Consider the following 13,315-nt stretch of genomic DNA (forward strand, 5'->3'; position numbering starts at 1 on the left):
ATGTTTCAGCTGCCGGTCAGCTGCGCCAGCCCAGCGCGCTGACTCTGGTCGTCGGGTCCGCGATCCGACAGCGCTGGTGTGGGATCGCCCTTCGTCGAAGGATTCGGTTGCTGTACAGCGCAACTGCGCCCCCACCGCGATCATTCCCGCTCAGCCCAGCGCTGTGACCTTGTCCATCATCGCGTGCGCGACCTCGACGGCGCTGGTAGAGAGGTCGGCCGTCCCCGGGTCGGAGGGTCGCCGACCGTTGAAGAAGACGACCTCGACGTCGACCAGGCAGTTCGACCGGACGCCCAGCGCCCGCGCCTCCGGCGAGGGCCGCAGCGGCGGGAGATTGGGTATGACCGACGAGGCGAGCTTGGTTGCCGCGATGACGGACGGATCGGCGAGGCGGACGTCGCTGATGGCGTTGGTCGTGTTGACCGGACCGCTCTGCTCGGACGTCGTCATGCCGTTGCACCGCTGCCACTGCTGGGAGAACTGCGCGAACATCTGCTGCGCCTGCGCGGCCGACGGCAGCGTCACCACGCCCTCCATCACGCCGACCACCTGCGCCGGATCGCCGTTGTTCCACCACTCCTCGGCCGCGAGGTCCCGGACATCCGCGGACTGGTAGACGCTCTTCTGCAGCATCGCCGTCACGCCCAGGCACCCGTCCTGCGACCGCAGGACGTCGTACAGCTTGTCCGGTCCGCCGACGTCGGCGCCCTCCCGGGTGACGAAGGTCTGTGCGAAGAGTCGCGACAGGTCGACGTTGTCGAGCAGGACCCGCTGAACCGTCGCGCCGAACAGCGGCCGCGGTTTCAGGTTCGGGGCCGGTACCGCCGTGCCGCTCACCGCCACCCCACAACCCACCGCCGACGCGGCGACCACCGCCAGCGCCGCCACCGTCTTCACCACGCGCATCGTCTCCCCCTCGCCAGCACGTCGGGTTGCATCAGCTCACCGCCAACCTGTCCATGATGGCGTGCGCGATCTGGATTCCGCTGGTTTTCATGTCGGCATTGCCCTGGTTCGCGGGGTCGCCGTTACCGATGAACTCCACCGCAACCTCCACGAGATGGTTGCCCCGGACGCCGAGGGCACGCGCAACCGGTTGCGGGTAGTCGACGGCCTGAGGACCGGACGATCCCAGGACGCTTGCCGCGACCACCGAATCAGCCACGCGGACATCGGATATGGCGCGCACGCCGTGGGGCTTGACGTACTCCGACGTCACGGTGGTGCCGTCGCACGCCTGCCATTGCGCGGCGAACTTCGCGAACGCGGCGGCGGCGTCTTGCGGGGTGGGAAGCGACACCACCCCCTCTTGGACGTCATCGACCCTGACGGGTTGATACGGGGCCGCCCACATGACGGTCTCGACCTCCAGCACCGGTACGGACGCGTAGGCGATCGCCGCCGACGCGAACGCCACCCCGATGCACTGGGCGGGCGTCGCGTTGTCCTGGTTGGTGCCCAACTTCTCCCGCCCGCCGTGGTGCGGCCCCCACGTCGGATGTTTTTTGAACGGCTGAGCCAGCAGATTGCCCAGCGTCTCGCCGTCGAGGAGCAGCTGCTTGTCGTGCGTTGGTATGGGATTCGACGCGGGCCGGGCCGCGCCGTCGACGGTCTTCGCGCAGCCAGTCGCCAGCAGCACCGTCAACACCACGACGGCGCAGCGGCGGTTGATCACTTCTTGCCCTTGTCCCCCGCGGCGTCGGCGGACAGCGCCGCGACGAAGGCCTCCTGCGGGACGTCCACCCGGCCAATGGTCTTCATCCGCTTCTTGCCCTCTTTTTGCTTCTCGAGCAGTTTGCGCTTGCGGGTGATGTCGCCGCCGTAGCACTTGGACAGCACATCCTTGCGGATCGCCCGAATGTTCTCGCGCGCAATGATTTTCGATCCGATCGCGGCCTGCACCGGCACCTCGAATTGCTGGCGCGGAATCAGCTCCTTGAGCTTGGTGGTCATCTTGTTGCCGTAGGCCGCCGCGCCGTCCTTGTGCACGATCGCGCTGAACGCGTCGACCGGCTCGCCCTGCAACAGGATGTCGACCTTGACCAGCGACGCCTCCTGCTCGCCGGCCTCCTCGTAGTCCAGGCTGGCGTAGCCCCGGGTACGCGACTTCAGGGAATCGAAGAAGTCGAAGATGATCTCGCCCAGCGGCAGCGTGTAGCGCAGCTCGACCCGCTCCGGCGACAGGTAGTCCATGCCGCCCAACTCGCCGCGACGCGCCTGGCACAGCTCCATGATGGTGCCGATGAACTCGCTGGGCGCGATGATGGTCGTCTTGACGACCGGCTCGAAGACCGTGCCGATCTTGCCTTCGGGCCAGTCGGACGGGTTGGTGACCCGGATCTCGGTGCCGTCGTCCTTGATCACCCGGTACACCACGTTCGGCGACGTGGAGATCAGGTCCAGGTCGAACTCGCGCTCGAGCCGCTCACGGGTGATCTCCATGTGCAGCAGGCCGAGAAACCCGCAGCGGAAGCCGAAACCCAGCGCGACCGAGGTCTCCGGCTCGTAGGTGAGGGCGGCGTCGTTGAGCTGCAGCTTGTCCAGGGCGTCGCGCAGGTTCGGGTAGTCGGACCCGTCGACGGGGTACAGGCCGGAGTACACCATCGGCTTGGGCTCGCGGTACCCGGTGAGCGCCTCCTTGGCCCCGTGCCGGGCCGTCGTCACGGTGTCACCGACCTTCGACTGGCGGACGTCCTTCACGCCGGTGATCAGGTAGCCCACCTCGCCCACGCCCAGGCCGTCGCTGGCCTTCGGCTCGGGCGAGACGATGCCGACCTCGAGCAGCTCGTGGGTGGCGCCGGTGGACATCATCGCGATGCGCTCGCGCGGCGTGATCTTGCCGTCGACCACCCGGACGTAGGTGACCACGCCGCGATAGATGTCATACACCGAGTCGAAGATCATCGCCCGCGTCGGCGCGTCGGCGTCGCCCTGGGGCGCCGGCACCTGCCGGACCACCTCGTCGAGCAGCGCCGCCACCCCCTCGCCGGTCTTGCCGGACACCCGCAGCACGTCGTCGGGTTCGCAGCCGATGATGTGGGCGAGTTCGCCGGCGTAGCGGTCGGGGTCGGCGGCGGGCAGGTCGATCTTGTTGAGCACCGGGATGATGGTCAGGTCGCGGTCCAGCGCCAGGTACAGGTTGGCCAGCGTCTGCGCCTCGATGCCCTGCGCGGCGTCGACCAGCAGCACCGCGCCCTCGCACGCCTCCAGCGCGCGGGACACCTCGTAGGTGAAGTCGACGTGCCCGGGGGTGTCGATCAGGTGCAGCACGAACTGTTCGTCGCCGACCTTCCAGGGCAGCCGCACGTTCTGCGCCTTGATGGTGATGCCGCGCTCGCGCTCGATGTCCATCCGGTCGAGGTATTGGGCGCGCATCGACCGCTCGTCGACGACGCCGGTCAGCTGCAGCATCCGGTCCGCCAGCGTGGACTTGCCGTGATCGATGTGGGCGATGATGCAGAAATTCCGAATCTGCGCCGGCGCGGTGAAGGTCTTGTCGGCGAAACTGCTGATGGGAATCTCCTGGTGTAGGGGCGTTCGAGCGGCCGAACTCGGCAACCTCCAGGGTATCCATGCAGGCCCGCGCGAACCTACTTGGACGCCGTGGCACCCGGCCGCCGACGTCTAAACTGCGTGTATGGCGTCTGCCCGGAAATCGCAGTGGAAGACGTTCCAGCGGTTCGCCGAGAGCCTGGTGTTCAATGCCGTCAGTGGTTCTCCGCGGCTCGCGCGGCACGTCCAAACCTCGCAGACGGTGTTGCGCGAGCTGCAGCACGCCGTGAAGATCACCGCGAACGTCATCGCCGCCGCCACGCCGCAGCCGGCGGCCGAGATCGCCGCGGGCCGCCCGGTCACCAGCGCCAGCTCCCCGACCGCGCACCGGGCGCGCAAGCTGATCTACGCGCCGAGCCTGGACGGCCGCGCGGATCCGGGCGAGATCGTGTGGACGTGGGTCGCCTACGAGGACGACCCGAGCCAGGGCAAGGACCGCCCGGTGCTGGTGGTCGGCCGGGAGCGCAGTGTGCTGCTGGGACTGATGCTGTCCAGCCAGGAACGCCACGCCGGCGAGCGCGACTGGGTCGGCATCGGCGCGGGCGCGTGGGACTACGAGGGCAGGCAGAGCTGGGTCCGGCTGGACCGGGTGCTCGACGTGCCCGAGGAGGGCATTCGCCGTGAGGGCGCCATCCTGGACCGCGAGGTCTTCGACGTCGTGGCCGCGCGGCTGCGCGCGGACTATTCGTGGAGCTGAACGCCGCGCGGCTGCGCGCGGACTATTCGTGGAGCTGAACGCCGCGCGGGAGCGCGGTGAGGAGGAGTCGGGCCGTCAGCCTTGCGTGATGTAGGAGTGCAGCTGTTGCTGCTCGGCCTCGAGTTCCTCCATGCGGGTCTTCACGACGTCGCCGATGCTGACGATGCCGATCAGCTCCGTGCCGTCGAGCACCGGCACGTGCCGCACCCGGTTGTTGGTCATCAGCGCGCTCAGCGAGTCGACGGTGTCGGACTTGGTGCAGGTCGCGACCATGGTCGTCATGATGTGCGACACCGGGCGGTTCAGGACGTCGGGGCCTTGGGCGTGCAGTTGGCGCACGACGTCGCGCTCCGAGGCGATGCCGACGACCCCCTCGGCGCCGACCACGACCATGGCGCCGATGTTGCGCTCGGCGAGGCCCGCGAGCAGCTCGCTGACCGTCGCGTCCGGGGAGACGGTCGCCACCGCGGCGCCCTTGTTTCGCAAGACGTCCGAAATCCGCATCAGGCCTCCTCGATGTGATCCGCTTCACACCAGGCTACGGCTAAGCACGTCGGCGCAAAAGCCATCGATGGGAGCGGCCCGATCGCGTGCGGCCGGGCGGCGCCGATCCCGAGACACGGCAGCGGCCCCGGCTGCAAGATGAGGGCCATGATCGAGATCGTTTTGCTGGGCACCGGAAGCCCCATTCCCGATCCGCGCCGCGCCGGGCCGTCGACGCTCGTCCGAGCGGGTGGCCAGGTGTTCCTGGTGGACTGCGGCCGCGGTGTGCTGCAGCGCGCGGCCGCGGTCGGCGTGGGCGCGGCCGGCCTGTCGGCGCTGCTGCTCACCCATCTGCACAGCGACCACATCGGCGACCTGGGCGACGTCCTCATCACGCGGTGGATCAGCACGTTCACGCCCGACCCCGCGCCGTTGCCGATCATCGGCCCGCCCGGCACCGCCGAGGCGGTGCAGGCCACGCTCGAGGCGTTTCGCCACGACATCGGTTACCGGCTGGCACACCACGCCGACCTGACCGGGCCGCCGGCGGTGCAGGTCCACGAACACACCGAGGGGCCGGTTTGGGACCGCGACGGCGTGACGATTCGGGTCGGCCCGACCGATCACCGACCGGTGGCCCCCACGCTCGGGTTCCGCGTCGAGCACGGCGAGGCGTCGGCGGTGCTGGCCGGCGACACCGTCCCCTGCGCCGGGCTGGACCGGCTGGCCGCCGGTGCCGGCGCGTTGGTGCACACCGTCGTCCGCAAGGACCTGATCTCCGCCATCCCCCAGCAGCGGCTGCGCGACATCTGCGACTACCACTCCTCGGTCGAGGAGGCGGCCGCCACCGCCGCCCGCGCGGGCGTAGGCACGCTCGTCCTGACCCATTACGTGCCGGCGCTGGTTCCGGGCCAGGAGGACCAGTGGCGCGCGCTGGCGGCCACCGCCTTCGACGGCCGCGTCGAACTCGGCGACGACCTGCACCGCGTGCAGGTCGAGGCGCGCCCGCAGAGCGCGGCTACGCCAGCCGGGTGACCTCCACGATCACGTCGAGGTCGGTCGCGCCCTCACCGGAGTAGATGCCTTTCAGCGGGGACACGTCGGCGTAGTCGCGGCCCTCGCCGACGCTGACGTACTGCTCGGTGATCGTGGTGGCGTTGGTCGGGTCATAGCTCCACCACTCACCCGTCCACGCCTCGATCCAGGCGTGGCTGCGCCCGTCGACGGTGTCCCCGACGACCGCGTCGGCCTTGGGGTGCAGGTATCCGGACACGTAACGGGACGGAATTCCGCTGGCGCGCAACAACATCAGCGATAGGTGCACGAAGTCCTGGCACACACCCTTGCCGGCCTTCAGCGCGTCCAGGCCTGATGAGTGCACGCTGGTGGTGCCCGGCAGGTATTCGAGCTCGTTGCGGACCCAATTGGCCACGGCCACAACCGCTTCGGCCGGCTGGCAACTCTTGGTCAGTTTCTTGGCCACCGAGACGACCCGCTTGCTGGCCGGCGTGTGCTCGGTGGGTCGCAACAGCTCGTCATAGCGATCGATGACGGCGTCGGTGCGCAATTCGTCCCACCCGATGTCGGCCTGCACCGGCTCGGGCCGCTCGGTCTCCACGACGGAGGACGACATCACCGTGAGGTCGGTGTGCGGCGCGTGCAGGTCGAACGCCGTCACCGCGGTGCCCCAGTAATCGACGTAGCGATACGACCGGGTGGCGGGAATGGTCTCGACGCGGTTCAGGACGACGTTTTGCCGGCCGGTCGAGCGGGGCGTCAGCCGGGCCTCGTTGTAGGACGCGGTCACCGGCGACTGGTAGGCGTAGCCGGTGGTGTGCACGACCCGCAATCTCCACATCAGGCGTCCGCCTTTCCGGCGGCCAGCGGGGTGCGGCGGGTGGCGTCCGACCACGCCACCCAGGGCGTGACGTGAAAGTACTGGAGCGACAACGCTTCCCCGACGTCGCGGCAAGTGCGCTGCAGGCCGGCCAGGCGGCTCTCCAACGACTCCAGCAGCACGCCAGGGTGGACGAATTCGAGCTCGCTGCGCGCCTGCCCGAGCAGCCGCTGCGCCTCGGCCGTCGCGCCGATCCGGCTGGGCCGGTTGTGCAGGAGCTCTTCGAGGTTGTGTTCGGCCAGCCGCAGCGAGTAGAACACCGAGCGCGGAAACAGCCTGTCCAGCAACATGAATTCGACCACCCGGGCCGCGTCCAACACGCCGCGGTAGGTGCGCAGGTAGGTGTCGTGCGCCCCCGCCGAGCGCAGCAGGGTCACCCAGGCCGGGGACGACGCGCTGTCCCCCACCCGGGAGAGCAGCAGCCGCACGGTCATGTCGACGCGCTCGATCGCGCGGCCCAGCACCATGAACCGGTAGCCGTCGTCGCGCGACAGCGTCGAGTCGGCCAGGCCGGCGAACATCGCCGCGCGACCCTCGATGAATGACAGAAACTCGTGCGGCCCAAGGCGTTTGGCGGCCCGCTCCCGTTCGGGTAGCGCATTGTAGGTGGTGTTCAGGCATTCCCAGATCTCGCTGGACGTCACCTCGCGGGCGGACTTGGCGTTCTCACGGGCCGCCGTGATCGCGTCGACGATCGAGCTGCCGCCGCGGGTGTTGGTGTTGTAGGCGACCAGGTCGGTCAGCGACCAGACGTCCAAGTGGTGGTCGGGGGGTTCGATGCCGAGCACCCGCAGCAGCAGCCGCGACGCCTGGTCCGGGTCGACGCTGGAGTCTTCGAGCAGTTGGTGCAAAACCACGTCCAGGATGCGCGCGGTGTCGTCCGCGCGCTCCACGTAGCGGCCAATCCAGAACAGCGCCTCGGCGTTTCGGGCCAGCATCAGCGGACCTGCCTCTGCCGTTGTCGTTGCTGTTGCCTTTGTTGTTGGCCTTGCTGTTGTTGGCGCTGCTGTTGTTGCTGACGCTGGCGGCGCTTTTGTTTCGGGTCGTCCTGCGGCTGCTCGGCCTGCAGCGGCTGCTGGTGCGACGACCGCACCGGCTCCTCGGGCTCGGGTTCGGCCATCGAGGTGGGCAGCGACCGCACCACCTCGGCGGCGCCGAGTTCGCGGTCGCCGGCCGCCGCGCGCGGGGCCAGTACCCAGGTGTCCTTCGAGCCGCCGCCCTGGCTGGAGTTGACCACCCGCGAGCCCTCGACCAACGCCACGCGGGTCAGCCCGCCGGGTAGAACCCACACGTCCTCGCCGTCGTTCACCGCGAACGGCCGCAGGTCGACGTAGCGCGGCGCCAACTCGCTGCCGATCTGCGTCGGCACGGTCGACAGCTCCATCATGGGCTGCGCGATCCAGCTCCGCGGGTCGTCGCGCACCTTCTTGGCGACGGCGGCGAGCTCCTTCTCGGAGGCGTCGGGGCCGAACACGATGCCGTAGCCGCCGGACCCCTCGACCGGCTTGAGCACCAGCTCGTCGATGCGGTCGAGCACCTCTTCGCGTTCGTCCTCCAGCCAGCAGCGGTACGTCTCGACGTTGGCCAGCAGCGGCTTCTCGCCCAGGTAGTACTCGATCATGGTGGGCACGTAGGTGTAGACCAGCTTGTCGTCGCCCACCCCGTTGCCGATGGAGCTGGAGATGACCACGTTGCCGGCGCGGGCGGCGTTGACCAGGCCTGCCACCCCCAGCACCGAATCGGCCCGGAACTGCAGCGGGTCCAGGAACGCGTCGTCGATGCGCCGATAGATGACGTCGACCTGCCGCTCCCCCTCGGTGGTGCGCATGTAGACCTGGTTGTCGCGGCAGAACATGTCGCGGCCTTCGACCAGCTCGACGCCCATCTGGCGGGCCAGCAGCGAATGCTCGAAGTACGCCGAGTTGTAGACCCCCGGGGTCAGCACCACCACGGTCGGGTCGGCCTCGTTGGTGGCCGCCGAGTTGCGCAGGGCCCGTAGCAGGTGCGACGCGTAGTCGTCGACCGCGCGGACCCGGTGGCTGGCGAACAGGTTGGGGAAGACGCGCGCCATGGTGCGCCGGTTCTCCATGACATAGGACACCCCCGACGGGGAGCGCAGGTTGTCCTCGAGGACCCGCCAGACACCCTTTTCGTCCTTGATGAGGTCGATGCCGGCGACGTGGATGCGCACACCGTTGGGCGGGACGATGCCGACGGCCTGGCGGTGGAAATGCTCGCACGATGTGATCAGGCGGCGCGGGATGACACCGTCGTTGAGGATTTCCTGGTCGCCGTAGATGTCGTCGAGGTACAGCTCGAGGGCTTTGACACGTTGGACGATGCCGCGCTCGAGCCGGTTCCATTCGGCCGCGGAGATGACCCGGGGCACCAGGTCCAGCGGGAACGGCCGCTCCTGGCCCGACAGGGAGAACGTGATGCCCTGGTCGATGAACGCGCGGGCCAGCGCCTCGGCGCGGGCCTCCAGCTCGGAGGCGTCCGACGGTGCGAGCTCGGCGTAGATCCCCTTGTACGGACCGCGCACGGCGCCCTGGGCGTCGAACATCTCGTCGAAAGCGAGGGCGTAGGCGTCCGCCGCCCCGTTGTAGCCGCCGAAGATGCGCTCAGAACGCGCAGCCCGAAGCCCCCGCTCGGTTTCCTCAAGCTGGTTGGTAAGACTCACTGTTCAGATGCTGCCTCAGGTCGACGACATGGCAACCGCCGTGTTCCCCTTTTGGGAGAAAACGTAACCGACTGCTAACCTGGGCAGTCGCTGTGGTGATTTCCAGCGCCATACCTGAGCGTGACCCCGATGCCTGACCAAATTTGACCGAAGAAGGAACTCCAGCGTGGCCAACATCAAGTCGCAGCAGAAGCGCAACCGCACCAACGAGCGCGCCCGCCTGCGCAACAAGTCGGTGAAGTCGTCGCTGCGGACGGCCGTTCGCGCGTTCCGCGAGGCCGCCCATTCCGGGGACAAGGACAAGGCCGCCGAGCTGCTGGTGTCCACCAACCGCAAGCTGGACAAGGCGGCCAGCAAGGGCGTCATTCACAAGAACCAGGCCGCCAACAAGAAGTCGGCGTTGGCGCAGGCCCTCAACAAGCTCTGAGGTTGCCCTCGGCCGCTCACCGAGTGCGGTGGGCGGCCAACTCGGCGACCTGCCGGACCGCGGATTCCAGCGCGTAGTCGGCGTCCACCACGGCTCCCTTGACGTTGGCGTTGAGCGCCGCCACCACTTTCATCGCGCTCGCCACCGATTCCCGCGACCAGAAGCGGGCCTGCTTCTGGGCCTTCTGCACCCGCCACGGCGGCATCCCCAGTTGCGAGGCCAGCCGGTACGGATCCCCCGAGAGCGGGCCGACCCGGCCGATGGTGTGTATCGCCTCGGCCAGGGCGTCGGCCAGCACCACCAGCGGCTCGCCGCGCAGCATCGCCCAGCGCAGCGCCTCGGTGGCCCCGGCGACGTCCCCGGCGACCGCCTTGTCGGCGATGTCGAACCCCTTCACCTCGGCCTTGCCGCTGTGATAGCGCCGGACGGCGGCGGCGTCGACCGCCCCGCCGGTGTCCGCCACCAGCTGGGAGCACGCCGAGGCGAGTTCCCGCAGATCGGAGCCGACGGCGTCGAGCAGGGCGGTCACCGTCTCCTCGTCAACCTTGACCCGCAGCGCGCGGAACTCCTTGCGGACGAAGTCGACGCGCTCGGAGGCCTTGGTGACCCGCGCGCACGGATGCACGACGGCGCCCAACTTCTGCAGCTCGCCGGCCATGGCCTTGGCGCGCCCGCCACCGGAGTGGACCACGACCAGGACCGTGCCGGACGGCAGGTCCTTCGCGGCGTCGACGATCATCGCAACGGCGTCCTTGCCCGCCTCGGCGGCGGCCTCCAGGACGACGATGCGCTCGTCGGCGAACAGCGACGGGCTCAGCAGTTCGGCAAGCTCGTAGGTGCTGACGTCGCCGGCCCGCATCCGGTTGACCGGCACATTGTTGGTGCCGAGGTCACCGCCGCCGTGGCGCGCCGCCGACCGCAACACCTCGGACACCGCCCGTTCGACCAGCAATTCCTCGTCTCCCAGGACCAGGTGCAACGGCGCAAGCTCGCTCACCCCACGATGGTGTCACGGCCCACCGACTCGGCCGAACCGGCTGCTGCCCGGACCGCCTCAGACGCGGGCCGGATCGAGCAGCGCGGCCAACGACCAAGCCGGTGGGCAGAGCGCGGCGACCACCGCGGCGGTCGCGACGGCGCGGCGATACCACCGCCGGGACCACAGCAGGCGGGTGGCCGCGGCGAGCAGCACGGTCAGCGCGCCGACCAGCAGCACCCCGGCCGCGCCGGGCGGCACGGGCAGCGTCGCGGCCGGCACCCCGGCCGCCCATCGGGCGACCCCGCGCACCCACCACAGCTCCGGGCCGGTGAAGCGGATCAACGCCGCCGCCCCGCCCGGCCAGAACGGGCACAGCGCCGCCGCCGCGGTGCCCAGCACCGTGATCGGCGCGATCACGGGCGCGGCGGCCAGGTTGGCGCCGGCCGCCACCACGGAGAAGCGTCCGGAGATGCCGGCCACCAGCGGCGCGGTCACCACCTGGGCGGCGCAGGCGACGGCGAGCGCGTCGGCCAGCGGTTTCGGTAAGCCGCGGGTGACGAGGCGCCGCGACCAGGCGGGCGCGACGACGATCAGCGCGGCCGTCGCGGCCACCGACAGCGCAAAGCCCACGTCGACGGCCAACTGCGGGGCGACGGCCAGCAACAGCAGCACCGTCGCGCACAGGGCGGGGACGGCCTGCCGCCGCCGCGACGTGAGCATGCCCGCCAACGCGACGGCGCCCATGACGGCCGCCCGCAGGACGCTGGCCGACGGCTGCACAACGACAACGAACGCCGCCAGCGCCAGCGCGGCGAGCACGACCGCGGGCCGCGGGCCGAGTAACCGGGCCGAGAACAGCACGGCCCCGCACACGATCGTCACGTTGGCGCCCGACACCGCCATCAAGTGGGTCATCCCGGCCGCGCGGAAGTCGCGGCCGGTGGCGGCGTCGACGGCGGAGGTGTCGCCGAGCACCAGCGCCGGCAGCAACGCGGCCTGCTCGGCCGGCAGGACGGCGCGGACGGCGGCGGCGAACCGGGTTCGGACGGCGTGCGCGGCCCGCTGCACCGGCGCCGCGGTGCCGGCGGTGGGCCGGCCCGTCGCGGTGAGCTGGGCCACCGTCAGGTCATGGCGGCTGGGCCGGCCGATCCGGGCGGTGAACCGCAGCGGTCGGCCGACCATCACCTCGTCGGTGCCGAAGTCCGGGGCGCGGGCGAAAACGACCACCCGGCCCGACATTCGGGCGTCGCGCACCCGCTGCAGGCTGGCCCTGAACATGAGGCGGCCCCGCCCCACCGGCGCCGCGCTCTCGGTAGGGGTCAGCGTCACCGGTACGGCCTGGCCGTACTCGGCGGTGATCGCATGGTGGCTCACCGCGTCGGCCCGCAGCGCGATCGCCATGCTGAAGCCGGCGCCCACCACACCGATCGCGACCAGCCCCGCGCTGATCGCCGCCCACCGCCCGCCCGCCCCCGGCCGGCGCGCGTCGTGCCATGCCCACGCACCGGCCAGCGCCGCCAGGACGAGGCAGCACCACGCCAGGGTCCGGCCCACCGGCCAGCGGATGCCGGCGGCGGTGACGACCCAACAGGTCAGCGCGGCCGGCACCAGGCGCACGTCGACCGGCGCCACGGGTGAGGCGCCAGACCCGGTCGGGGACATCGCGATCAGACACGGACCAGGGCGCGCAGCTTCTCCAGCCGCGCGGGGCCGATGCCGTCGACGTCGGCGAGCTGGTCGACGCTGGTGAACTTGCCGTTGGTCTGCCGCCACGCCACGATCGCCGCGGCGGTGACCGGTCCCACGCCGGGCAGCGCGTCCAGCTGCGCCACGGTGGCGGTGTTCAGGTCAACCGCCTCCCCCGGCTTGGCCTTCGCGGGGCCCGACCCCGGCGCGGTGCTCGGCGGCGCGTGCGTGGGCGTGCGGTTGGATGCGGGTCCGGAGGCTACGGAGCTGCCGAGCCCGGCCGGCTGTCCGGGCGCGGGGGCCACGCCGACCACGATCTGCTCGCCGTCGTCGAGCGGGCGGGCCATGTTCAGCCCGATGGTGTCCGCGCCGGTGACGGCGCCGCCGGCGGCCTGCAGGGCGTCGGCGATGCGCGCGCCGGGCGCCAGGGTGACCAGGCCGGGGCTGTGCACCAGGCCGACCACGCTGACCACCACCGGCCGGTCCGGGGCGGCCGGTCCGGCGCTGGGCGACGGGCGCGGGCCGGCCGTCGACGCCTTCTCCACCGGCGGCAGCTTGGCTGACATCACCGGCGCCGGCCGGTCCCGCAGCACCGTGAAGACCGTCACCAGCACGGCGAGCGCGGCGACGATCGCCAGCCCGATGGCGCCCGCCCGCCCCGGGTCGGCGCGCAACCGCGCCGCCCAGCCGCGGCCGTCGGACACTTCCGGAAGCCACCGCGGCAGCAGCGAATCCTGGTCGTCTCCTTCGTCCTCGGACGCGGGGTCATCACCGTCACCGGGTGCCGGGTCGGGGGCCGCGGACCGGACGTCGAGGTCCGGCTCGGCGCCGAGCCGGCGCTGCAGCCGCTCGGCGGGAAGTTCCGTTCGCATGGCCCGACGGTAGGCCCGCCGCCCGTCGTCATCCGCGCGTCC

The 13,315-nt window shown here is 70.6% G+C and carries 13 protein-coding genes; 3 read left to right on the top strand and 10 right to left on the bottom strand.

The window, feature by feature from the left end; genetic code table 11:
- Window positions 1-150 precede the first annotated feature (150 nt).
- The 3 genes from A5714_RS03025 to lepA are packed head-to-tail and all read right to left on the bottom strand — an operon-like array spanning window position 151 to window position 3,570.
- Window positions 151-906 (bottom strand): sensor domain-containing protein, encoded by a 756-nt coding sequence (locus tag A5714_RS03025; RefSeq protein ID WP_068282619.1) that lies wholly within the window; start codon window positions 904-906, stop codon window positions 151-153.
- A gap of 31 nt (window positions 907-937) precedes the next feature.
- Complete coding sequence (locus A5714_RS03030) at window positions 938-1,675, bottom strand: sensor domain-containing protein (protein WP_068282622.1); 738 nt, start codon at window positions 1,673-1,675, stop codon at window positions 938-940.
- Window positions 1,672-3,570: a translation elongation factor 4 gene (lepA, locus tag A5714_RS03035; protein ID WP_068282625.1), complete on the bottom strand. Its 1,899-nt coding sequence runs from the start codon at window positions 3,568-3,570 to the stop codon at window positions 1,672-1,674. The genes A5714_RS03030 and lepA overlap by 4 nt, the downstream gene beginning before the upstream one ends.
- 67 nt (window positions 3,571-3,637) lie before the next feature.
- On the opposite strand from lepA, the gene A5714_RS03040 reads away from it, so the two are divergent.
- On the top strand, window positions 3,638-4,249 hold the full coding sequence (locus A5714_RS03040) for a type II toxin-antitoxin system PemK/MazF family toxin (RefSeq protein WP_068282628.1): 612 nt from the start codon (window positions 3,638-3,640) through the stop codon (window positions 4,247-4,249).
- A 75-nt stretch (window positions 4,250-4,324) separates the two neighbouring features.
- Here A5714_RS03040 and A5714_RS03045 read toward each other — a convergent pair whose 3' ends face one another.
- Window positions 4,325-4,753: a CBS domain-containing protein gene (locus A5714_RS03045; RefSeq protein ID WP_068068474.1), complete on the bottom strand. Its 429-nt coding sequence runs from the start codon at window positions 4,751-4,753 to the stop codon at window positions 4,325-4,327.
- 147 nt (window positions 4,754-4,900) lie between these two features.
- Between A5714_RS03045 and A5714_RS03050 the strand changes: the two genes are divergently transcribed.
- Window positions 4,901-5,767: a ribonuclease Z gene (locus A5714_RS03050; protein ID WP_068068469.1), complete on the top strand. Its 867-nt coding sequence runs from the start codon at window positions 4,901-4,903 to the stop codon at window positions 5,765-5,767.
- Here A5714_RS03050 and A5714_RS03055 read toward each other — a convergent pair.
- From A5714_RS03055 to A5714_RS03065, 3 genes are read right to left on the bottom strand one after another with little or no spacing between them, the layout of a single operon-like run.
- Entirely contained in the window at window positions 5,751-6,590 is an 840-nt protein-coding gene (locus A5714_RS03055) for a transglutaminase family protein (RefSeq protein WP_068068543.1), read from the bottom strand. The genes A5714_RS03050 and A5714_RS03055 overlap by 17 nt on opposite strands.
- A complete protein-coding gene (locus A5714_RS03060) occupies window positions 6,590-7,567 on the bottom strand; it encodes an alpha-E domain-containing protein (protein ID WP_068068467.1) in 978 nt (325 codons plus the stop codon). The genes A5714_RS03055 and A5714_RS03060 overlap by 1 nt, the downstream gene beginning before the upstream one ends.
- On the bottom strand, window positions 7,567-9,309 hold the full coding sequence (locus A5714_RS03065) for a circularly permuted type 2 ATP-grasp protein (RefSeq protein ID WP_068282632.1): 1,743 nt from the start codon (window positions 9,307-9,309) through the stop codon (window positions 7,567-7,569). The genes A5714_RS03060 and A5714_RS03065 overlap by 1 nt, the downstream gene beginning before the upstream one ends.
- A 166-nt stretch (window positions 9,310-9,475) precedes the next feature.
- Between A5714_RS03065 and rpsT the strand changes: the two genes are divergently transcribed.
- Window positions 9,476-9,736, top strand: coding sequence for a 30S ribosomal protein S20 (gene rpsT / locus A5714_RS03070; RefSeq protein WP_068068461.1), 261 nt, complete (start codon window positions 9,476-9,478; stop codon window positions 9,734-9,736).
- Between the two features lie 16 nt (window positions 9,737-9,752).
- On the opposite strand, the gene holA is transcribed toward rpsT, so the two are convergent.
- From holA to A5714_RS03085, 3 genes are all read right to left on the bottom strand, one after another.
- Window positions 9,753-10,715: a DNA polymerase III subunit delta gene (gene holA / locus A5714_RS03075; protein ID WP_156747151.1), complete on the bottom strand. Its 963-nt coding sequence runs from the start codon at window positions 10,713-10,715 to the stop codon at window positions 9,753-9,755.
- 75 nt (window positions 10,716-10,790) lie between these two features.
- Window positions 10,791-12,377, bottom strand: coding sequence for a ComEC/Rec2 family competence protein (locus A5714_RS03080; protein ID WP_068282638.1), 1,587 nt, complete (start codon window positions 12,375-12,377; stop codon window positions 10,791-10,793).
- A 5-nt stretch (window positions 12,378-12,382) separates the two neighbouring features.
- Window positions 12,383-13,273, bottom strand: coding sequence for a ComEA family DNA-binding protein (locus A5714_RS03085; protein ID WP_068068450.1), 891 nt, complete (start codon window positions 13,271-13,273; stop codon window positions 12,383-12,385).
- Window positions 13,274-13,315: the final 42 nt, after the last annotated feature.

This window comes from Mycobacterium sp. E2462, assembly GCF_001672685.1.
Classification (GTDB): Bacteria; Actinomycetota; Actinomycetes; order Mycobacteriales; family Mycobacteriaceae; genus Mycobacterium.